Annotated in this window: 15 protein-coding genes and 4 pseudogenes; 7 read left to right on the top strand and 12 right to left on the bottom strand. The window is 68.3% G+C overall.

The annotated features are described in order from the left end of the window. Positions 1-303: 303 nt before the first annotated feature. The 5 genes and pseudogenes from DQE82_RS25825 to DQE82_RS25805 all read left to right on the top strand — a co-directional run. A pseudogene (locus tag DQE82_RS25825) lies at positions 304-561 on the top strand (transposase family protein); the annotation flags it as partial. Between the two features lie 301 nt (positions 562-862). Beyond that, complete coding sequence (locus DQE82_RS25820) at positions 863-1,225, top strand: AbrB/MazE/SpoVT family DNA-binding domain-containing protein (RefSeq protein WP_113974464.1); 363 nt, start codon at positions 863-865, stop codon at positions 1,223-1,225. After that, positions 1,225-1,692, top strand: a complete 468-nt coding sequence (locus tag DQE82_RS25815) for an integrase (protein ID WP_199496113.1) — start codon at positions 1,225-1,227, stop codon at positions 1,690-1,692. The genes DQE82_RS25820 and DQE82_RS25815 overlap by 1 nt, the downstream gene beginning before the upstream one ends. A 43-nt stretch (positions 1,693-1,735) precedes the next feature. Then, complete coding sequence (locus tag DQE82_RS25810; RefSeq protein WP_147265168.1) at positions 1,736-1,924, top strand: hypothetical protein; 189 nt, start codon at positions 1,736-1,738, stop codon at positions 1,922-1,924. A gap of 585 nt (positions 1,925-2,509) precedes the next feature. Further along, positions 2,510-2,818 (top strand): hypothetical protein, encoded by a 309-nt coding sequence (locus DQE82_RS25805; protein WP_113974462.1) that lies wholly within the window; start codon positions 2,510-2,512, stop codon positions 2,816-2,818. A 406-nt stretch (positions 2,819-3,224) separates the two neighbouring features. On the opposite strand, the gene DQE82_RS25800 is transcribed toward DQE82_RS25805, so the two are convergent. From DQE82_RS25800 to DQE82_RS25755, 10 genes and pseudogenes are all read right to left on the bottom strand, one after another. Beyond that, positions 3,225-3,809: an endonuclease/exonuclease/phosphatase family protein gene (locus tag DQE82_RS25800; protein ID WP_233514782.1), complete on the bottom strand. Its 585-nt coding sequence runs from the start codon at positions 3,807-3,809 to the stop codon at positions 3,225-3,227. Between the two features lie 372 nt (positions 3,810-4,181). Continuing rightward, positions 4,182-5,603, bottom strand: a pseudogene (locus DQE82_RS25795) (NF041680 family putative transposase). A gap of 284 nt (positions 5,604-5,887) precedes the next feature. Further along, complete coding sequence (locus DQE82_RS25790; RefSeq protein ID WP_147265167.1) at positions 5,888-7,558, bottom strand: hypothetical protein; 1,671 nt, start codon at positions 7,556-7,558, stop codon at positions 5,888-5,890. A gap of 2 nt (positions 7,559-7,560) precedes the next feature. Further along, positions 7,561-9,756 carry a hypothetical protein gene (locus DQE82_RS25785; protein ID WP_113974460.1) on the bottom strand — a complete coding sequence of 732 codons (2,196 nt, stop codon included), beginning with the start codon at positions 9,754-9,756 and terminating at the stop codon, positions 7,561-7,563. Further along, entirely contained in the window at positions 9,753-10,856 is a 1,104-nt protein-coding gene (locus tag DQE82_RS25780; protein WP_113974459.1) for a caspase family protein, read from the bottom strand. The genes DQE82_RS25785 and DQE82_RS25780 overlap by 4 nt, the downstream gene beginning before the upstream one ends. Then, positions 10,856-12,019 carry a hypothetical protein gene (locus DQE82_RS25775; protein WP_113974458.1) on the bottom strand — a complete coding sequence of 388 codons (1,164 nt, stop codon included), beginning with the start codon at positions 12,017-12,019 and terminating at the stop codon, positions 10,856-10,858. The genes DQE82_RS25780 and DQE82_RS25775 overlap by 1 nt, the downstream gene beginning before the upstream one ends. 3 nt (positions 12,020-12,022) lie before the next feature. After that, positions 12,023-16,111 carry a WD40 repeat domain-containing protein gene (locus tag DQE82_RS25770; RefSeq protein WP_113974457.1) on the bottom strand — a complete coding sequence of 1,363 codons (4,089 nt, stop codon included), beginning with the start codon at positions 16,109-16,111 and terminating at the stop codon, positions 12,023-12,025. A 438-nt stretch (positions 16,112-16,549) separates the two neighbouring features. After that, a pseudogene (locus DQE82_RS25765) lies at positions 16,550-16,654 on the bottom strand (IS5/IS1182 family transposase); the annotation flags it as partial. A gap of 21 nt (positions 16,655-16,675) precedes the next feature. Further along, positions 16,676-17,911, bottom strand: a complete 1,236-nt coding sequence (locus DQE82_RS25760) for an IS110 family transposase (protein ID WP_013289118.1) — start codon at positions 17,909-17,911, stop codon at positions 16,676-16,678. 455 nt (positions 17,912-18,366) lie between these two features. After that, a pseudogene (locus tag DQE82_RS25755) lies at positions 18,367-19,044 on the bottom strand (transposase family protein); the annotation flags it as partial. 255 nt (positions 19,045-19,299) lie between these two features. Here DQE82_RS25755 and DQE82_RS31230 point away from each other — a divergent pair. Together DQE82_RS31230 and DQE82_RS31225 are read left to right on the top strand one after the other, a co-directional pair. Continuing rightward, positions 19,300-19,614, top strand: a complete 315-nt coding sequence (locus DQE82_RS31230; RefSeq protein ID WP_370446810.1) for a DDE-type integrase/transposase/recombinase — start codon at positions 19,300-19,302, stop codon at positions 19,612-19,614. Between the two features lie 62 nt (positions 19,615-19,676). After that, the gene (locus DQE82_RS31225) at positions 19,677-19,913 is read left to right on the top strand and encodes a DNA glycosylase AlkZ-like family protein (protein ID WP_116962589.1); all 237 of its coding nucleotides are present in this window, start codon (positions 19,677-19,679) and stop codon (positions 19,911-19,913) included. A gap of 60 nt (positions 19,914-19,973) precedes the next feature. Here DQE82_RS31225 and DQE82_RS25745 read toward each other — a convergent pair whose 3' ends face one another. Both DQE82_RS25745 and DQE82_RS25740 read right to left on the bottom strand, forming a co-directional pair. After that, positions 19,974-20,963: an ABC transporter permease gene (locus DQE82_RS25745; RefSeq protein WP_113974456.1), complete on the bottom strand. Its 990-nt coding sequence runs from the start codon at positions 20,961-20,963 to the stop codon at positions 19,974-19,976. Then, positions 20,960-21,850: an ABC transporter ATP-binding protein gene (locus DQE82_RS25740; protein ID WP_113974455.1), complete on the bottom strand. Its 891-nt coding sequence runs from the start codon at positions 21,848-21,850 to the stop codon at positions 20,960-20,962. Before DQE82_RS25740 ends, DQE82_RS25745 begins: the two co-directional genes overlap by 4 nt. Position 21,851: the final 1 nt, after the last annotated feature.

Raw genomic sequence — 21,851 nt, 5'->3', positions numbered from 1 at the left:
CGACTCAAAGACCGCGACCTCGGCCGCGTTCCCGCAGCAACCAAGACCAACGACTGAACATCAACAACCAACGAGGGGGTCAACATTCGGCCGGAACAGAGGGGTCAAAGTTCAGCCGGCGTTGACACTCAGACCAGGGAGAGGGAGGATTACCTCCGTGCGGGCGGGGAGCACATCTCGCGCAGCCGTTCGTACTCCGCAAGATCGGGATCACCCCGCATGCGCGAGGAGCAGGACAGCCGCACCGTGACCGCGTACGCCGCCGTCGGATCATCCCCGCGTGCGCGGGAGCAGTCCGGCGACGACAAGGGTTATCAAGGGGCTCGTGGCAGCGTGCGTACCCCGTTCAAACGGCGCCGATTCCGGCCGAAGCTGTCACGCCGGCAGAAGGCAGTCAACCGGGCCCACGCAAAGATCCGCGCCTGCGGCGAGCGCGCGATCGCCACCCTCAAATCCTGGAAGGTCCTGGCCAAACTGCGCTGCTGCCCGCGCCGCGCGACCGCGATCGTGCAGGCCATCCTCGTCCTGCACCACGTCGAAGCCAACCGCTACGCAGGATGAAAAACGCTCATTCACTACTAGCCGCAAGATCATTTCGCTGACGGCGATAGACGTCGCTGACTGGTGCTCATGGATAGAGCATAGTTCGTGATGCTCCAGGCGGAGAGCGTCGGACGCTGTGAAGGCCGGTGGCAGCCAGCGGGCGGAAGTGGCAGGAGTCGCCTGCTCACTGAGGTAATACGTCTCGTCGCCAAAGGCATAGCCACATCGAGCGTTACCGTTTCCGGCCAGAGCGGCCTGAGAGGCAGCGGCCTGGCTGCCGAGAAGCGGCAGCATCTGGGGCTGACGTCTGGGAACGCCGATGCTGATCGTCCAGGGCGTCAGGCTTGCGGCGGCGCTCTGCGCAGTTGCATCCGTTGACGTGAGTGGCCGATTGGCCGACCGAAGGCCGCTGCAGGCCCTCGGATGGTTCGCCGGCCGTGCCGTCGAAGTCGTCGGCCGGAAGGATGCGTTTGCGGTAACCGCGCGGCCTGACGCACGGACGACGATCGGCGGGCAAGGCCATCTGGTTCTGCCATCCTCGGTGCGCCGAAGCTGCGGCATCGGCCCGGGCCATAGACTCCTGGTGTTGGCGTACCCGGACCGCTCCTTGCTGGTGGCCTACACCATGAGCGCCTTGGAGCTGATGCTGTCGCGATATGCCGAAGAGCACGAGGCGACGTGATGGGAACGGTGTTCGATAAGGGAGATGAACTGGCCGCAGCTCGGCTCCTCCTGGCTCGGCTGGGCGTCACGCCGGAGCAGCTCTTGACGGCGCCGAGCACACCTCGCGCCGTTCCCACATTCGACGAGTACATCGACCGTGTGTCTCAGGCAGTCACGGCAGGGACAGGGCGCGTCTACGGCACCTACTGGAAACGCGTGCGGGAGGTCTGGGGCAGCAGGCGCCTAGATGAGCCGACCCCGCTGGAGATCAGGCAGCTCGCCGAGCGGATGAAGGAGCAGTTGGTCGAACAACGGAACTCTCGCGGCGGGCGGACGGCAGCTGAGCATCTCATCTCGTCACTCAGGTGCCTCTACAGCTACGCCGAAGCGGACGGACTCATCGCTGAATCCTACAATCCGGCGAAGCGGGTACCGAAGCCCCGACGTCTGGCCAAGCCCGTCGGGCCGCATATGATGACCAGGTAGGTGCCGGACGGCGTCTGCTCGATGAGGTGACATGGTCAACCGTGTGACTGCTGACCGGCTGACGCTGGTCAGCGTGGTGGATCACTGGTTTTACCTGCAAGAGCCGACCTTCGTCGCCGCCGGGCAGACCTATTGGATCGATCGTGAGACCAGCCAGTTGTGCGTGGATCGCGATGGTCACCGTGTAACCCGGCATGGCCGTGCCCGGTACACCGCTTGGATGGCCCGTTAGGGACTTGTGTCGAAACTGATCACAGCCCATTCGTTGATGGCGGCGAGTGTGGATGGTGGCTTCGTAGCGGACGGCGAGTCGAAGCGGGTGGCCTCGGTCCGTTCCGCCGTGGAGCGGGTCCGGTGTCGCCCGTCGCCAGCAGATGCTCCGCGCCCTTCAGCAGCGCCCGGACCGAGCGGTGGTTCACCTCAACAGCGGAGGTGGCTATGAGCAAGGCGGACTTTGCGTGGGCTGCCGCGAGCTTCGAACGGGCCTGGGCTCGTGCCGCTCCGCGCGATGAACGGCGGCACTCTGTGCGCGGCGAGCATCTCGTCGGTGCCGGCGAGGCATGCGTTCAGGAGCCGGGCAGGCAGGCGCTGCGGGCGGAAGCTTCCACTTTGATCGTCAGGACGGATGGCGCATCGGCTACGCCTCGCTCGTCAGGGGCAGACCCGTTGACGTCGGGGACCAGGCCCGTTCCACGTTGTGCGGACTGACGGCGGAGATGGGCTTCGGGGAGAGGAGTGGTTGACCGGCAGCCGAAGGCGCATGGACAGCGGCGACGGGGGCCAGCGATGAGAGCCGTTCAGGGACTAACCTGACGCGGTGTCGATCAGCAGCAGCGAGTTCGAGGCGTGCCGGCGGCTTTTCACCTACCGTGCGGGGATCTGGGTCTACCGTTTGGCGATCCTCTTGGCTGTTTTTCCGTGGCTGTTCCGGGCGGCGGGTGTGCGGCTGATGTCCCCACAGGGGGCGGCGATGATGGCTGCCGTTGGCTTCATCTTGGTGTTTGCCGGCCATCGTCTCGTTCTCCGCTCCTATCAGGGAGCGGGGTATCTCGGTGACGGCTACGACCCGTTGCGGCCGCCGGGCGGCCTGGTTGCCCGAGATGTGTTCCGCCTGACGTATTGGTAGCCGCATCGGTTCGACCAGCCTGCGGCGGTTTGCCGGGCTGGTCAGCCGAGCGGAACGACCTGCAACCGGCCCGCGTGCCCGTTGCGTGCCCGATGGGGTGGGCGACGGCCGTCAACTACGGTCAGCTCCAGGTGTGACGGCCAGCATAGCGGCGCAGCTTAAGCCAGGTGATTGCCGAGCGGCTCCCGTCCGTTCCCCACAGTTCCTCAACCGTGTGTGGCCAGTCCGTATTTTGCCGGGGCAGCTCGACGATCAGCTAACGGTCGGTCACGTGCCCTGACAGGCGAGGCCGCAGGGTCAGTCGTGTCTTCTGGACAGCCCTCGCCCAACTAATGTTGCCATTTATCGCGTCGCAACCGCCGCCGAGCTCGACGACATCGTGGCGCGCAGCGTCGGTCGCTGCGTTTTACCCGTGGAATCGGGCGACGACGGGGGCGTGGTCTGGTACGACGGCCTTCTCTCGGCTGCGGGTGGAGGCGCCGATGGAGGTGATGTCGTCGACGAGGGAGTCGACGTTGCTCAGCTGGAGTTGGAGGTCGCGGGTTGCCAGGATGTGGTCGATGAGTTCGCCGTTGCCTTGGTAGATGCGGGAGTATGCGCGGGCTGGGGGGAGGCGTCGTCCGAGGTTGTATAGCCGGACGGCGTCGCCTTTGTCGGGGCGGTTGACGTCTCCGTCGGCTGGGCCTTCGAGCAGGACGGTGGTGATGGCGTCGGGGCCGTCGTTGAGGTCGCCGCAGAGGATGGTCGGCGTGCCGGGTTGGCCGTTCGCGGCGGCTGCGGCGAGGGTCTGGTTGAGGTGTACGCGAAGGGCGACGGCTTCGGCGGTGCGCCGCAGGAGGGCGTAGCCGGCGCCGCGAGCGCGTTCGTCCTCGTTGAGGGGGTGGCGTCGCCCGCCCGGGTAGGTGAGCAGTTTGCTCTTCAGGTGCGCGGTCAGCAGCCGCAGGCCGACGCCGCCGCAGTCGACGTGTACCTGAAGCGCTCCGCGGCCCATGTGGGTGAGGGTGTCGCCGTTGACGTCGGGGACCGCGAGGACCTACGGATCTTCTGGACACCGGAGACTCAGTGCGCCGTCCTGCGCAGCCTCCAGCGAATCGAGAGCCTGAAGGATGTCGCCCTGCTGTCAAGCCGTCGCGGGCTCACACCGCTCGCCCGATCGCGGCTAACCCGAGCAACGCGACGGGCGTCGGGGACCCTGATTGGGTGAGCCGGGGGACGGCCGCCGCCTCGGCTGTCCCCGCACCAGATCCCGCGCGGCGCGAGCACTGCCTTCGTCGGCGTGGTCCCGGCCGGCTGGCGCAAGAGTTGGCGTCGCTGCCGTCACGATCGCGCCGCTGATTGGGGTGGGTTATGACTAACTTGATCTTTAACCTGTGCGGCGTGGCCTCGGTTTATTCGAGGTCTTCGTTTTCTTCGTGCTGCCTTTCGGTTGTGTGCTGCTGGTGGTGGTAGCGATGTGGACGTCGTGGCGGGTTGCCGGGTGGCGGTTGGGTAGTCCGGGTGGTCGGCCGGGTCCTGGTCGGGAGGGTTTCGGTGCGCGGGCGGGGGTGAGTCGTTCGGGTGGTGCGGGGCGTTCCCAGGGCCGGCGGAGGTCGCCGACGGCACCTCGGGCGAGGCGTAGCTGGGTGTAGGCGGCCAACACCAGGCAGGTCCAGCGGTCGGCGGCGTGCGGGTCGCGCAGTTTCCGGCTGGTCCAGCCGAGGGTCTGCTTGAGCATGCGGAAGGTGTGCTCGATGTCGAAGCGGCGCAGGAACGCCTGCCAGAGCAGGTCAACCTCGGCGGTGGTGGCAGCGGGTTGGGACCACCACAGCCAGACCGGCTTCGCGGTGGCACCCGCTGGGTAGCCGGTCGACGGTTAACAGGATCACGGTGCCTTCGATGATCGGTAGCGGGCCGTGTTGGGCGGTCCAGGCGGTGCGGTGGGTCAACCGCGGGTGCAGCCGGTGCCAGGCCCGTGCGCTCGCGGTGCCGTAGAGACGGGTATCGGTGGTCGTGGCGACGTCCGGGTCGCCCCAGCTGCCCGGGTCACCGAAGATGAACTCGCCACCGTGCCTTCGTGGGCGGCCGGTGGTGCCGGGCAGCCGAGGTGGCGTGGGTCGGCGCAGCACCCGGTCGGAACGCATCCGCACCAGAACCTGAACGGGGAGATCGGCCAGCAGGAACGCCAGCCGGGGCCCGTCGTATCCGCATCCGCGACGATCCACACGTCCGGATCACCAGGCCGCCACTGCCCGGCAGCGATCAGCCGCTGCACCACGTCTCGCAACTGGCCGGCGGTGACCGTGGCGGCGTCGTCACCGGGCCCCAACCGGCGGGCGTCCAACGGCGCGGTCCACGAGGTGCGCCCGGCCTCCAAAGCGGTGACGAACGAGTACGGCCAGCCCGGAACCCCGATGTGGGCGTCCTTGCCGCGTCCGTAGGTGTGACATAGCACCCGCTGCGGGCAGGTGTGCGCCTCCGGCCGCAGCCAGCACGTCACGTCCACCGCCAGGACGATCCGCCCGTCCGCGGCCCGCGGCAGCGGCACCGCCGCCACCGCGGTCCGCAACCGTTCGATGTCAATCCGGCCGCGGTTCAACGCCGCATACAACGAGCCGTGACCACGGCGATGCTCACCCACCAGCGACAACTCCACCAGCGACCGCACCGGCGCATCCCCGCACAACAACGCGTCGGCCAGCTCGAACAACGCATCCCCACGAGCGGTCAGACACGCATGGAACTCACGCCGGAACGCGGCCAGCCGCCCGACCCCATCAGTCGTCCTGGCATCGTGCACACTGATCACCAGACAGCCCTTCGTGTGCGATCTTCTTCCCTAGACAAGAGGAATGATCGATCAAGGGCTGTCTGGTGATCAGCCGGGGTCGATGGCGCCGCCCAGCGGGTTAAAGCTCAAGTTAGGCCGCGTGTCGAAGTGGCTGAGCGCCGAGCAGCACGGCTGTACCCTCCGACGGTCCGAGGTCGCAGCTAGGTCACCCGCAGAAGATCGGTACCGGTGTAGCGCTGCGGTCCTCTCAGGACGACGACGACCGGGCCTCCCAGGACTGACCGACCTGCCGCAGGTTGGGATCATGGCGCGTAGGTGCGGCCGTTCCAGCGATAGACGAGGTGATTGACGGTGCCTTCGGCGCAACTGGGGTCGCAGTCGTTGAGGGCTCTGTCGACCTCGTACCGTCCGTCCTTGTCGGTGTCGACCAGTTTGGCGCCGTAGAACCGGGCTGCGTACTCGCCCGGCTTCGGCAGGGTCTCGAAGTCCTCGAAACCGTCCGGGCTCGGCGCCAGCACGATCACGCCGTTGTGCCGCCCCGGATTGAAGTTGAAAAACAAGTGACCCGTCCGGTCCGTGGCAGGGTTGGCGAACCGGAGGAGTGGCCACCCACCGGACCAGTGTTGCCATCGCACCGTACCCTCGGCGTCCACGGCGACGATGTTCGCGTCGGGTTCGACGTCGGACAGCGTGGAGGTGGTCACGAGCGAGATACGGCCCCAGGCCGGATGTTCGATCTGAACCGTGCCGGTCACGAAACACGTCTTTTTGCACACACCCGCCTCGGCCAGTTGGAAGCCGTTCACAGTGCCGGCAGGCTGTGTGGTGGGCGGGTCCAAGACTTCCGGGCCAACCACCACGTCTTGGACCTCGTCGGCCAGTTTTCGGCTCGTGCCAGCATTCTCCAGGTACAGCGAGTTGCCGTGCTCCCGCTCCTGCTTGAGTACCAATCGTTTGCCGCCGGTCAGGATCCGCATCCCGCGTACGGGTGTGCGGTCGACGCTCTGCCATTTTACCCCGTCGAGCCGCCAGAGCGATGGCTGCACGGTCTCGGTGTCGTCGAGTGCGTCGGTGCAGCGCTTTGTCGACAGGGTGGCGTTCAGCTTGCCATCTGCGTCCCACCAGAGGTCCCAGACCTCCATCCAGGTTCCCTTTTCGGCCGCGCCGGGCTTGAGTTCCGGTAGGTCGGTGATCTGCCCGCTGCTGCCGTCGAGGTACTGGTAGGTCGAGTCGACGCACCGGCCGTCGTCCGTCGCCGCGCTGAACACGAATCGCGGGACGCCGTCCGGGGTGACCGTGCCAATTGCGTTGGCGGCGGCCATCATGTGGTACTCGGCGACCTTCTCCGCCGCGGAGTTGCCCGACCGTACGGAGAAGATCTCGTCCATGCCATAGAAGGTCTCTCCCGGAACCTCCGGCGGGCGCGCCCGCAGTAGCAGGGTCTCACCGCCGGACGCCATAACCTCGACCGGCTGCAGGCGGTCAGGAAGGGTTACCGGAAACTCCTGGGGGGCCGCTCCGAGGGCCAGGTCGATGACGTACGGCTTGCGCGCCGACGTGACGTAGGCGATCCGATCGGTGCCGACCGGTACTGCGGCTGTGCAGTCGCAGCCAAATCGGTGCGTCATGCCGGAGTGCACGTTCACGATCGTCAGATAGGGGGACTCGGACGAATCCGTACCGTGCGAGACGACGAAGTTGCCGCTGTCCGTCCAAAACACACTCCGCCCACCGCGGTACTCGCCCGGCGTCCGGATGAGGCTCCCGGTGCCGGTCTCGATGACGAGTTCGCCCGGGATGGTGTAGGCGTAGCGGGCCGTCGGCGTCTCGGAGGGACTGGCAGCCGTCGGGCGCTCGTTCGCTGGCCGGGTGCCGACGTCTGATCGCAGCCACAGGAGGCTTGCGGTCGTCACCGCGAGCAGGACCAGCACGGTCGCCACGATCACGGCCGGCATTCTCTGCGTACGGGTCATCGTCACTCTCCTAGACTTCCGACGATCGCCGATCGAATCGAGTCCCCGAACATCCGGTCCAAGGCCGTCTGGCGCCATGCCTTACGCTCCGGTTCCTGACCGGCTCGCACCGACCGAGCTACGACGTCGGCCTGCCGTTCGTCGAGGTCGGCCGGATCGGTCAGGCCAGCAACGACGATCCGCAGGTTGCCGCTGGGCGCTGGGACCGTGAGCACCGCCGCTCCGCCATCGAGCAGCGGAAGCAGATACCGCTGGGCTTGCCGGGGTCCGACGAGATCGATCTGCACCAGCAGGCCTACCCCTGCGGCGGCGTTCGAGGCGCGCAGTTGCAGTGTCCCTGGCTCGACGGCATGGCTAGTAACCGACAACAGCCCGGTCCGATCCGCCCAGTGGTGCTCGCCATCCCGCCGTCGCCGCAGGTCGACTGGGAGGTGTTCGTTGAGTAGTGCCAGGTAGTGCGTCGACTCCGGGCCCAGCTCCGCGAGCCGCTCGGGCGGGATCACTCGGTCCGACCTCGGCCAGAGCACATCACCGTCGACTCGGGTGCAGACCTCCCGACCGGCGGCGATCAGGATGCTCCGCCAGGCCGTCTGGGTGCCGAGACTTGCCGCTGCGACGGTCGATCGGCGGATAAGCTCGACGTCCCAGTCCTCGATCTCGGAGACCGCCATCGGCGCGCTCGCCCCTATCGGTCGGAGCGGATCCAGGTTGTCCAGGCGGGCTCGGGCCCGTGCCCTCCCTCCGTGGTCCGGGGCGAGAGGTAGCCAGATGAGTTGGGTGTCGCCGGTGACCGCCGAGTATTCGACCGGCAGCACGCTCGGCCCTTCTGCGGTCGCGGATGCCGCGAGCTCAAAGCAGTCGCGGTGCGAATTGTGAGTCACCGCGAGGCGCGTGCTACCCACCCAAGCCATGGCCTCGGCCGGTCGGCCGGCTCCGTCGGCGGCGGTCAGGACTCCGCTGCGAGGCCGGGTGACACCGGAGTCTGTCAGGTCGGGCAGCACGAAGGCCCCTGGGCCACGTAGCAGCCGCAACCCAGGGCCGGCCGGTTCGGTCGCGGCCCGGAAACGGTGTGAAAAGACCGGCACCACATCGGCCGGTGCCGGGACGGTTGCGCCCGGTAGGACTGCGACTCCGACTGCTGTGCCCGGATAGGTCACAGTCGGCTGGGTCAGGTCGGCCACCGCCAGCAGCGGGCGTAGGCCCTCCCACGCCTTTGTCAGCCGTGGACCGAGGCCGTCGGGAGCCTCGGCCGCCACCCGGGACATCGTCGCCGCGAGGAGCTTCAACCCGGCAGTCCACAGCGGTAGGTTGTTTCGGCATGCTTCGTACAGCGCATCCCTGATCCAGGTTCCGTCGTGCGACAGGTCCATTGTCTGAACGGCTCGTGCGACGCGCAGGATGTCTGCGTCCGGTCCGATGGCGGTCATCCGGTCTAGGTCGAGCAGTCCCGCGTAGGCAAGGGCGACGCGCTGTGCCGGGGAGAGGACTGCCTGAGTTCGCAGGCTCTCGGCGATCAGACGTACCTGGCGGAGGCGGCCCAGGGTCAGCAGGCTCATGAGCGTGTCCACAATTGGGTCCGGTCCGGTCACGGTGATCGCCACATCGGCCCGTCCCTGGGTCTGTCGGGCACGCAAGGTCACGTCCACGGTGTGGCCTGGTGGCACGGCGACGAAACGCGACGGGAGCGACGCGCCGCCGATCTGGACGGCGCCCATGGTTCCCGCCTCGAACCCCGAGGTGGTTATCCGTATGCCGTGCCGGTCGCCGTTCCGGATCGCGCGCCGCCGGATCGGCGTCCAGGTTCGCTCGACGGGACGCCAGTGCCGTAGCCAGATCGTGTCGTATTCGCGCATGTCCAAACCGCCGTCTTCCGCTTCGCCGAACCGGACCAGGCCCGTTCCGGCTGGGCGCAGCAACCAGGGCTGGCGAGCGAGCGGGGCGACGTTGATCGCGTGGTGTACCGGGTTGCTGGAGCCAGCGGGCAGCTCCACGCCGTCGATCACGTCGGCGCCGCTCGGCGCGGTTACCAGGACAGTGACGCGCGAGGTTGCCGGTAGGTCAAAGTCGCGGGCGTCTCCGACGGCCACGGCGGTTTCGGCGACCTGCCGGCCGTGATCGTCGAGGATCTCGACCAGCAGCGGCATGCCGTACGCGCTGTGGACCGGCGCGTGCAGGTGGAGGCGCAGCCGGGCGTTCATCGGATCCGCAGTTCCAGCGACCGCCCCGGCGGCTGCAGGTCCAGGCGCTTCCGGTAGGGGGCGAACTGCTCTTCGGCGAAGGTTGCCTCAATCAGGTGACTGCCCGCCGACGACCGTACTGGCCAGGGAAGTTCTGTGTGATCGAGGCGCACGAGCGGTCGTGACGGCGGTTCTGGCGAGCACCGCAGGGTGGCCATCCGCTGGGCGTCGGGAGGTGTACAGCACAACGTGATGTCCACCGCGGGCGGCTCGGGCAGAGTCCAGAGCGTGGCGTCGCCGAAAAGGTTCTGCTGTACAGGTGGGTGGTCCCGGGCGTGTGGATTCCGGCTCATCAACGTCGAGATCGCATCGATAAGACTGGTGGTGCGCACCGACCACTCCAGCCGGTCGTCGAGGCGCGCTGCGGCGCCGGCGAACGCCTGGATGAGCGCGTCCGTGAAGTAGGAGATACCACCGATCGGTCCTCGTGCGCTGCCGAACGGCAGCGCGGAGAGAATCGAGACCGTGTGCCTGGCGGCCACGCCAACGATGCGGTTGGCGACCGTACCGAGCCCTTCGACGGAAGGGCTGTGCCGCATCAGCCACGCGGAGGACCCAGCGCAGGCGTCGATGAAGAAGCATTGCGTGTCCGGGCCTGTCTGCACGCTTGCGTCACGGGTCTTTTCGAAGTCGAATGCGCCGAGGAACGGCACCTGGTCGTGTTCGCCGAAGTCGGCGGTCAGCAGCATCCGGCGGGTCTCGGCCTGCAGTCCGTGGCCGCAAAAGTAGAAGAGGCCGACGTTCTCCTGGTGGCCGCCGGCACGGTCGCGCCATCCCGCGTACGCGTCGCGGATTGCCGCGATCGTGGGCTCCACCAATCCGCCCGTCACCAGCAGGTCCACGCTCGCCAGCGGGACCCTCCAGAGTTCGTGTGACGCCCCACTGAGCCACTCGGCCAATCGGCGGGCCGAGACCGGTGGCGACGTCAGCTGGCCGAGGCCGGCAAAGTCGAGCGGGTCGGGGAGTTCCCGGCCGGTGCCGCCGGGCAGGTGGCGGTAGCTGCCGACACCGATGACGAGCGCGTGCAGCCCTGGGCCGGCCACGGGACGAGAAAAGTACATCAGCCGACCTCGTTCAGGAAGGCGGCCAGTCGGTCGAAGAAGCTCGGCCGTATGAAGTAGGAGGAGTGCGACTTGATCAGGCCCACGCCGGTCGAGAACGCCCTGTCCTGTACTCCCTCGAAAATCCGGCCGGCGGCGAAAGCGAGCACGTCGCACGAGTCGTAGACGTTCAGCCAGTGGCCGATGCTGGCCGGGACCGGCGCGCGGTCGCGCAGTGGGTCGGCGGGCGCGTGGACGCCCTCGAAGAGGTCCAGTTCGGCGAAGAGCCCGACCTGTGAGCCGACGGTGACGAGCACGTCGCAGCAAAGCTCGGGTCGAAGGTGATTCAGCAGGTCGAAGACGATGTTTCCGCCCATGCTGTGCGCGATCACGACCACTCGGGGATCCGCCGCTGACCTCGCTCGTGCCGCCTCGACCAGCGCCTCCGCAACGGTTCGCGAGATTGGTGCCGCAGCGCCAAATTGCTCCCGTTGCCGCAGGTAGGTGACCGCGTCTCCGGCAAAGACGGCAGCCATCTCGTGCAGCTTGCGGCGCAGCAACTCTAGGGCGGATGCCGAGACGAGCCGCGTTCCGGAGGTACGGATGCGGCTGAGCCCTTCCCGCAGCAGGTCGACGGTACCGGCGTCGCCCCGCCCGAAGGCTTCGTCGTGGCCGCCCTCGGTCGCGAGCGGGCCGACGATGTGGCGGAGCAGAGCGACGTCGTCCTGGAAATCGTCGGGCACCGTCGTGGCTTCGGAGCCGAGGATCCGGACGACCGTGGCCGCCAGCGTGTCCAGCTCGGCCTCCGTGGCCCACTCGACATCGGCGGCCGCGCACCAGAGAAGATCGGTCGCGGCGTGCAGTGATCTGCCGGAGGCGGCGAGCAGCATGTGCGCGGGCGGGGCCGGCAGGCTGCCGAGGGTCGACTCGGCCAGGAGCACCTCGGTCGGCGCGACTGGCTCGGTGCCGAACGCCTCGTCGTCCGCATCCGGCAGCGAGAGGTGGTTCCACCGGAACCGGGCAGCGACGTCTCCCCAGTACGGGTTCAGCACCGTGACCGCCTCAGGCTCCAGCCCCAGCGGCCGGCACAGGAAACGGCGTACGAGCGCGGTGCGGGCGGCGACCCGGCGCGTGTACGCCCGACCACTGCGCGTACCGACACCGTGCACGACGACGATTGGCATGGGTCACCACTCCGGGATCTCGTTGACGGACACGGCGCGCGTGCCCGTCTCCGTCCATTGGCCTGACGCGTTCCGCCGCAGCTCGTAGGTCGTCCAGTTGCTCGGACAGCAGTCCGAGTCGGCGCGGGTGTAGACACCGGCCCAGACGCGCAGGGCGTTTTCGCCGCGCTCCACGCGCCGTACTGTCGAGATGGTCTTCTCCACTCGTCCCTCGGTGACCAGGGTCAGCGTGATAAACCCGCCGCGAGACGTTGCCCGATGACCGACCGCCAGGGAACGCTCGCCGTGCCGTTGCGACACCGGCCAGACGAAAATTTCTGCACCCGTCCACCCGTCGCGAGTGCGCAGCACTGGCACCCAGCTCTGTCCGTCCTCGGTGCCGCGATAGACGACCAACTGGCTGGCGCTCTGGCCGTCGGGAGTCGCGACGCCCGGCGTGATGGTCCAGGCATAGTCGTCCTGGCCACCGACCACCAGGTCGCAGGCACTCCCGTCGGCATTCAGGGAGCCGCAGTCATGGTCGCCGCGGCGGGGCCTGGGGGGCTCGGTCGCGGTGACCAGCACGTCGTCTGGACCGGTACCGTCGCCGCTGGGTGCGGAGGTCGCCGGTGTGGATTGAGTTGGCGTCCCGCACTGCTTCCTCAAGCCGACGTCCGAGCGGCGGCCGTACTGGGACAATTCGTCGCCGGTGAGCGCGCGGCCCGCCAGTTCACAGACCCGCGCGACCAGCCGGTCGGCGTCGAGGTGCCAGGTCAGGGCGATCGGCTGCTCGGGCGTCGGTGCGAACGATGCCGCGACTGCGTACCGTCGCTCCACCGGCAGCACGCGGCCGACCATGGTGCCCCGGGCACCGCCCACGGCCAGTCGGGTCACCGGGCGGCCGACTGGCGCGGACGCGACCGTGCCGAGCGTATTTGGGTCGAGGACTACCAGTTCATGGTCGACGGCGGCGACGATCCGGCCGTCCAGGAGCGTCGACGAGACCGCGTGGACGGCGTCGCCCACGGTGACCGGATTCGTCGCCGGGCTCAGATCGGAAGTCCAGGCGCGAGCCACACCGTCGCGTCCGGCGGCGACGACGCGGTCGCCGCTCACGACGACGCCGATCACGCCGCCCGCGTTCGCCGGGACCGCTGTCTCCTCAATTAGGTCCGGGAGACCGAGCCGGACGAGCCCGCCGATGCCGTCGGCGTTGAGGTCGCCGTCGCGCCCGGGAAGGCCACCGACAAGCAGACCGCGGTTCGCGACGGCGAAACTAGACGGGATCAGGCCCCTGAGCATCGCGGTACTCGACACCTGCCATGTGTCCGTGTCCCAGAGTTGCACCAGGCCGGAGCGGCACCCGACGGCCAGCCTCGTGGGCTCGGCCGGTAAGAAGGCTACCGCGGTTACCCCGTCGCAGGCCGCGAGCTTATGTGCGATGTCTGACAGTTCGGCCTCGGTGAGCGTCTCTCCGTTCACGATCCGGAGTGGCGCGGCCGACTTGGGATCCATGTCAGCGATCGCCACCAGCCCCGATCCCGAGACGGCGACGAGCCCGCCGCTCCGGATACCCGTGGGCAGCGTTCGTCGCCCGTCGCCGTTGACGCGGATCAGTCCTTGTTCGGGGTCAAGAGCGTAGACGGTGCCGTCGGAGCCGATACCCACGTCCAGTGGTGTGACGTCGGCGAGCGTCTCCGCCAACGGCCGTCGATCCTGCAACCAGACCCGCACCGCACCGCTGGCGACCGGAGTGAGGACGCGATCGCCGGCGATCGCCGCGGCCGGCGCGGTGCCGGCGCGGATGTCGCGTACGGAGAATCTGAGGGTTTCCGTCGTGTCGAGGGACACGTCGAGCAGGACGGTCTGCCCCAGCTCCCCGACGGCGATCAACCGGCCGCTCACCGCTATGGTCCGGACGGCCCGGCCGACGCCGCCCACCGGGGAGGCCGCAGCCTGGCGGCCGCTGTCCAGGTTCCATGCTTCCAGACCCGCGTCGGAGCCGATCAGCAGCACTCCGGCGCGTGTGGAACCCACACTCGAGTACCACCCGGCCTCGGGGATCAATGACAGTGCGTTGATGGCTCCGCGATCGGGCGTGTCCAGCAGTGTCGTCTTCGGTTCCGTACGCTTGCCGGTGGTGAGCAGCCCGCGATAGTCGACCTTGACAAGGCGGCTCGCGGCGGTACCGGCGTAGAGCGCGTCGCTGCCCGGCGGTCCGAATGCGACGGCGCCGATCGCGGCGCCAGCTATCGGCAGGGTTCGGTGCGGTCGCACCTCCGCCAACGCCTTGCCCGTCGCCGCGTCCACGAGGGTGATCCACCCTTGGTTGTCCCCGGCCGCTATGACCCGACCGTCCGGACTGTAGGCCACCGTCCACACCTCGCCCGGATCGTGCTCGCCGAGGCCCGCGTCGGGACCGGAGACGAGCGAGCCGCCCTCAAGCCGCCATAACGCCAGCTTGGAGTCCGCGCCGACGGTCGCGAACGAGTCCGGCACCACCGGATTGACCGCAATCTGGTTGATCGCGCCGTCATGGGCGCTTCCCTCCCGCATAGAGACCCTCCGCTCCGCCACCCGAGCGGCGAACAATCGCCCGTCCCCGGTCCCTCCGAGCAGCACGTCACCGCTGGGCAGCCGTGCGACCGCGGTAGCGTTGATCCGGTGCGTATTGCCGGTGATCTCTCCGCCGAACTGCCCGTTGTAGGTCAGCTGCCGGAGCAGCTCCAGTGCCGCATCGGCATGCCCGGTACGATCGGGCGCCTGCGCGTAGGCCTGCGCAGCTAGCAGCGCCGCCTGGATCGGGTCCTGATCTCTACGGTTCTGAGCCGCGGTGATCAGGTTCGCCGAAGCAGCCTGCCGGGCAGCCCGATCCTGTGCACTCTGTCCGGTTACGAAGAAGACTGTGCCTGTGACGGCGACCAGGAGAATCGCGGCGAGCGCGGCGAGCGCGGCGCGTCGCTGGCGCGGGGAATACTCGGTCGCCCGGCGCAGGGCCTCGTCGATGGTCGAAGCCCATTCGGGCTCCAGCTTCTCCACCAGCTTCGCTTTGGCATCCTTCTTGTTGCCTTCCGGCAGGATCGGCCGCAGTTGGCGTTCGGCTGCCGCGATCAGTTTCGCGTCTACGCCCTCGATCTGGAGGACCTTGCCCTCCGGCGTCACGACCCCGGTCAGTGCCACCCGGCCGCGTAGCCTCCGGCGCCGTGTGACGCGCTCCCGCAGACTGGTAGCAGGCAGTTGGCGTCGCACCAGGGCACTTAACAGCACACCGAAGGCCGCACCCGCTGACGTGCCCTCGATGTAGCTCACGGGCTGGATCGGACCACCGTCGTCGGTACGCATCCGCCACAGCACACACGGCGGCTTGTCCAACGCGCGGGTAGTGGCCGCCCACGCGTCCTCTATGCCTTTCTGGAATCGGTCGTCCGCGCGGATCAGGCTCATCACGCGCGGGTCCGGGAACAGACCTGGCGGTCCGCCCGGCAGTTCCTCCAGTTCGAGCATCGCAGCGGCACCGGTCACCTTGGTGCCGCCCGCGTTGGCGTCTAGGAGCACGTGGGTAGCGAAGGGCTCCACCATCGAGTCCGGCCTGCGCAGCAGGATGACAACGAGCCCGGCCATGGTCCGGGCCGGGCTAGCAGCGAATGTGCTCAGTTCGCCAAGCGCGCGTAGCACGGCGTCACCGCCGCCGCCCAGGGCCGCGCCGGGCAGTTCGGTGCTGAGCATGGTCCGCAGCAGCACTCGCGAGCCTTCCCAACGCCGCATCACCGCATTGAGATCATTGTTCAAAGTGTGCGAGTAGGCGCCCGAAACGACGCGCGCGGCCGCCACAAGTGCCTCAGTCGGTCCCTTGAGCTGGCGTCCGGCGGGCGCATCCGGCATCTCGTCTATAGCCCTCTCAAAAAGCTCCGTCGCCGGACCTGCGAGCCATTCGGGGTCGACGGCGACCGCCTCCACGCATGCGTCCCACACGAGGTGGCGTCGCCCGGTCGTCGCGTGCAGCAGATCGTCGTGGCCAGCTCGGTCCGGATCACCAAGCCGGCTCAGCTCGGCGATCGCGCCGGACGGCACCACATTCGCAGGCCGGTCTTTGGGAGGCGAGTCACTAGACATCGGTGAACATGGTCTATGCGGACCACCAGCAGCGGCAGCGGACACTTGCCTACGTTCCGCGACTGGTCGTCCACGCAGCGCTGCCGATCGGGGCGACAAGCGCCCGACGGTCGGGATGCTCCCTCGGACGAAAGGCGAGGCATTCGGTCCCACTCGGCGCGAATCCAACGGCGATCGGCGGATACATCCCGAGTTGAACTCGGCGATCGTGTCCGAGATCGTCGACGCTGGCCCGCGCTGTCGAACCGTCGTGGGACTGTTTTCTCGAGTCAGCCGGTGGGACGACAGCGATCCCGACCAAGTGCCGGACTCGCCACCCGAGTGGGCGCGCGTGGTCACCATCGGATCCGCTCCCACCGCTCGGTGAGCCCGGCCGGCGGCAGCAGATCGGTGGGGCGCCTCGAAGAATCCGGGCTGCTGTAAAGCAATGAGCCTTTTTCATCCTGCGTAGCGGGCGGCTTCGACGTGGTGCAAGACGAGGGTGGCCTGCACGATCGCGGTAGCGCGGCGCGGGCAGCAGCGAAGCTTGGCCAGGATCTTCCAGACCTCCGATAGCTGTAAGGGTCAAGCGAGGGTTGGGTTTCGGGTGGGGAATGCCTTGGTCTCGTCGTAGAGCTGCCGTGTGGTGAGGCATTGGTGTAGGCAGCCGATGAGCCGGTTGAAGAGGTGGCGTAGGGCGGCGGCGTGGCGGTCGGCGTGGACTTCCCGGCGTCGTTTGTAGTGCTCGCGTGCGTGGGGTGAGTTGGTGGCGGCGACGAACGCCCAGACCCAGCCGGCGGCAGCGAGTCGGTCGTTCTTGACGCGGCGGTGAGTGATGGAGATGCTCCGTCCGGAGGCGCGGGTGACGGGTGCGGAGCCGGCGTAGGCCTTAACGGCGCGGGCGTCGGTGAAGCGGGTGCGGTCGTCACCGAGTTCGGCCAGGACACGGGCGCCGGTGAGGTCACCCAGGCCGGGAAAGCTGGTGATGATCTGGTAGTCGGGGTGTTGAGTGAATGCTTGGGCGCAGGCTTCGCCGAGCTGAGCGACGTTGGCGCACTCGGTGTTGAGGGTGGCCAGCAACGCCAGTGCGGTAGTGCCCATCGCGTCCTCGATCATCGACGGTTGCCGTAGGTGTGGCACGCGTAGTGCCTGCTGAATCTCGGCGGCAAGGGCGTCGATACCGCGTTGGCGGCCGCCGCGGCGCAGCGCTGCGGCGATGCGTGCCTTGCTCAGCTTGGCCCCGGCTGCCGGCGTTGGGGCAACGGCGAGGATCGCGCGGGCGTCGCTGCTGGTCAGGTAGTCCTTGCGGTTGATGAAAGCGTCGAGGAAGGCCGGGTAGTACTCGCGGAGCAGTGAGCGAAGCTCGTTAGATGCCTTGGTGCGCCGCCAGGTCGCGTCCTGCTGCGCGCGGGCCAGGACGGCGATGGCGCGAGCGAGTTCGGTGTCAGCGGGCAAGGCGCGGTGGACGTGGGCGTCGGTGCGCAGGATGTTCGCCAAGACCATCGCGTCGGCGTGGTCTGACTTGCTGCGCGAGACGCTGTGCCGGTCCCGATAGCGGGACACCGCCATCGGGTTGATCGCGTAGACGGGCCGGCTACTGGCCCGCAACGCCGCTACCAGCAGCCCGCGTGGCGTCTCGATCGCCACAGGGATCGGGTCCTCGGCGGTGTCGCCGGCGGCGGCCATCATGTCCAGCAGTTGTTGCCAACCTTCGACCGTCTCGTGGATGCGCCTCTTGGCCACCAACTCGCCGTGCTCGTCGACCAGCGCGACGTCGTGATGCCGTTCGGCCCAGTCGATTCCGCAGAACACCTTGCTCAAAGCTGCTCCCGTTCACTCGAACGTTTACATCGACCTAGGTCAAACCCTTGGTAGGATCGCGCGGCACCCTAATAGCGAGGCTCGTGGCCTACCCTCCGATTAGCCATTTCGCGATCCCAGCGACCACCACGACTCCCGTGCTGGTTCAGAGCTCGACGGCTCCCGGTAAGCGAGGGGTGCATCATGCTGGCGGGCTCGAACCACGAACAAGTAACCATCCTGACCTGCGTGAAGTGATCCGCCCCCGGCAGTGCCGGTCGTGCTGGGCCTGTAGCGACCGTGCGCCGGCAATCGAGACAATCCTGGCTGAACGGCCGCCGCCCGACCACCTGACCGTGCACTCGGCAGGGCGCACCAAGCCTGGAAAGAGGCCTCACAGGACCGGGGTCTTGAGTAGGAATCCACCCGGCTTCGGCATAGTCCCGAGGTCAACGGCGGCCGTTCGGGTTCTATTAGGTCTTGAGCGTGGCGATCGCGCGCTCACCGCGGGCGCGGATCTTCGCGTGCGCCCGGTTGACCGTCTTCTGCCGGCGTGACAGCTTCGGCCGGAAGCGGCGCCGCTTGAACGGGATGCGCAGGCTGCCGCGGGCGCCCTGGTAGCCCTTGTCCGCGAAGGTCATCACATCGGCGCTGGTCAAGGCTTCGATGATGCCGTGGATGCGGGCGGCGGTCAGGTCATGCGTTGAACCGGGCAGCGCGGCCGATGCCCAGACGAGACGCCCGGCCGCATCCGCGATGACCTGCACGTTCACGCCGTGACGTTTGTGCTTGCCGGAGTAGTACGGCTTCTGGTTGGCGACCCGGTCGATCGGGATCAGCGTGCCGTCCAGGATCGTGTAGGCCAGTTGTCGGATGCGCCGCATGGCGGTGTCCAGGTCCTCGGCGGCAGCGCTGAGCAGGGCGATTGCTTCTTGAACATAGCGCCAGGCGGTCGCGACGCCGATCTCGAAGCCGGCGGCGAGGCGGGTGTAGGTGTCGCCGTTGCGCAGGTGGGCCAGGGCGAGTAGTGCCTGGCGGCCCGGGGTCAGTCGCCTCCACCGGGATTTGCGCTGCTGGCGGTGGCCGCGGATTCGCTCGGCGAGGTGGTTCAGGGTCCGGTTGGACAACGGGATCGTGGCAGGGTAGGACAGCATGGCGAGGCTCCCGGTCGGGGCATCGGGTTTTGGTCGATTTGCTGTCCTACCTGGAGCCTCGCCCTCATCGATCAGCACCCCTTGCCGACCCGGGCTGACCTGCAAGATCAGGCTGGAAAGGGCTCAATTCATCACGTACGCGCATACTGCTGAAATTCGTGTCACCGGAGCCAGCCGAACAGGCCTGCTTCCAGGTGTTCAGCCGCGACCTTGAGGTGGCTGCTGTCCGGGTGGACGTAGGCCCGCTTGGCCAGCGTGCCGCCGTCCGCGTGGCCCGGCCTGGTCGTCGCCGCGTTGAACATGGCCGCCGTCACCCGCGGCGGCGATGTCACCGGAGTGATCTTCCACAGCGACAGGGACAGCGAATGCTGCTCGGCCGACTTCGCCCGGGTGTGCGCCCGCTGGAAGGTACGCCAGTCGATGGGCCGGGTCGGCTCGTGCTTCGACAACGCCGTCGGCGACGCCGGTGAGCTGGCGGTGGCCGAGGGAGTCCCGGGGGTCTGGCGGGTGGACCCGGCCGCGCTCGGGCAGCCGTTCACGGCGCGTACAGGCGTTGTTGTCGCCGTTTGACCGGCTGGTGCACGACGGGGTCCGCCTCGAAGAGCTCTTCGAGTACGAGTACGAGTACGTGCATGTACAAACCGAAGGCGAACCGACGGTGGGGCTACTTCGCGTTGCCGATCCTGCACGGCGACCGGCTGGTCGGAAAGGTGGACGCCACGGCCGACCGCTGGCGCGGCACATTCACCGTGCACGCCGTCCAAGAAGACGTGCCCTTCACTCTGCAGGTGAGCCGCGCCGTGCACGGCGAGCTGCGCGACCTGGCGTCATGGCTCTCGCTGACCCCGGAGGGTGTGGCTGACGGGTGATCGCCGAGGCCCCCGCGCCCCGACGAGCACCCGTCGCTGTCCACGATCTGAGGTCCCCGCCTACGAGATCCGGCGGAGCCGGCGCACGGCCAGGTAGAGCAGCAGCAGGGCGAGGGCGACGAAGATGCCCGTCTCGATGCCCTGGAACAGCCAGAACCGGTCCGCCGGCTGGTACAGCTGCCAGTTGTACGCGCCCGGTTGGAGGCCCAGCTCGGCGCCGCAGACCCGACCGTCCGGGCCCTTGCCGCCCGGCGGGCACTGGATGCGGGTATCCTCCGCGATCATCGTCCCGTCCGGGTTACGGACGCCCTGGGTGAGGATCCAGTCCCCCCGGCTGATCTCCGGGGGTCCCTCCCTCTCGATCGGGAAGGTCTGGGTACGGGCGGGCTGGTAGTGCGGCCGGGCCAGGAGCGCTACCGCCGCTCGTACGCCGATGAACCCGGCGAGGGTGATGCCCATGGCGGGCAGCATCCGCTTCCAGACGGTGCCGGCGAAGACGCCCAACGCCACGGCGAAAAGCGTGTAGCCGATCGGGACGATGCCCTGCAGATCGAAGACGATCATGCCGAGGCGACCTTCGTAAGCGGCCTGGGTCAGCGGCGCGACCCACCACGACATGCCCAGCCCGTAACCGATCGCCAGGAGCAGCACAGCGGCTCCGACCAGCCCGAACTTCGTCAGCGCCCAGCGGGTGCGGCCGACACCCTGGGTCCAGACGAACCGGTGCGTGCCCTGCTCCACCTCACGGGCGACCAGTGGCGCGCCCCAGAACAGGCCGACCAGCACCGGCAGGGTGATCAGCAGGACGGCCAGCAGATTGAGGCTGCCGTACTGGTTGCTGAAGCGGTGGAAGCCCGCGTCACATGCCTCGCGGGTCGACGCGGCCACGTCGGCGTGGGCAAGCTGGCCAACACAGTCCGCCAGCCCGAGGTCGGCGAAGGTGTTCCGCATCGACAGGCCGATCGGCACCAGCACGGCCGCGAGCACGGCGAACGCCAGCACTGTGAAAAAGGCCTGCTTGCGGTGTTGTCGCCAGGTCAACCAGATCATGCTGCCACCCCCCACTCGCTGTGACTGGTCTGCGCGGTGCCCTCGGCCAGGTAGGCCAGGACGACGTCCTCCAGGCTCACCTCGCGGATCGTCCAGGCCGGATCGGTGACCGGCCCGTCGGTGCGGACCAGCAGTGTCGACTGCCGGTCGGTGTGGCTGGCCCGGACGACGGCGGCGACGCCCCCGATCGGGCCGCCGTCGTGCCGTGGGCCGACCAGTTGGCGGTGCCCGGCGACCAGGTCGTCGACCGCGCCGGTGAGCTGTACCTTGGCGGCGTTCAGCACGATCAGGTAGTCGCAGACGCGCTCCAGGTCGGCCAGCAGGTGCGAGGAGAGCAGGACGGTGGTCCCGGAATCCGCGACGCTGCCCATCAGGGACTGGAGGAACTCACGCCGGGCCAGCGGGTCGAGGCTGGCGACCGGCTCGTCGAGCAGCAGCAGCCGGGGCTGCTTGGCCAGCGCCAGGGCCAGCGCCATCTGGGCCCGTTGCCCGCCGGAGAGCTTGCCCACGGGTCGGTCCGGTGGAATGCCGAGCTGTGCCAACCGGGTGCGGGCCAGGTGCGCGTCCCACCGCTTGTTCAGCTTGCCGCCGGCGACGACCAGCTCGGACGCCGTGAAGTCCCGGTAGAGCGGGGTGTCCTGGGCGACGAAGCCGATGTCGGCGAGGCCGTCCGTGTCGCCGTACGGCGATCGACCGAACACCCGTACCGTGCCCGCGTCGGGCTTGAGTAGCCCGACGGCCAGGTGTAACAGTGTGCTCTTGCCCGCGCCATTGGGCCCGACCAACGCGGCGATCCGGCCGGCCGGCAGGCGCAGCGAGCAGTCCCGCAACGCCCAGGCCCGGCCGTACCGCTTGCCCAGCCGGTCCGCCTCCAAGACATGGTCCATT

This window comes from Micromonospora sp. LHW51205, from assembly GCF_003315815.1.
Lineage (GTDB): Bacteria > Actinomycetota > Actinomycetes > Mycobacteriales > Micromonosporaceae > Micromonospora > Micromonospora chalcea.
Note: the sequence above shows the minus strand (reverse complement) of the source record. Positions and strands in the feature narration are given on the sequence as shown.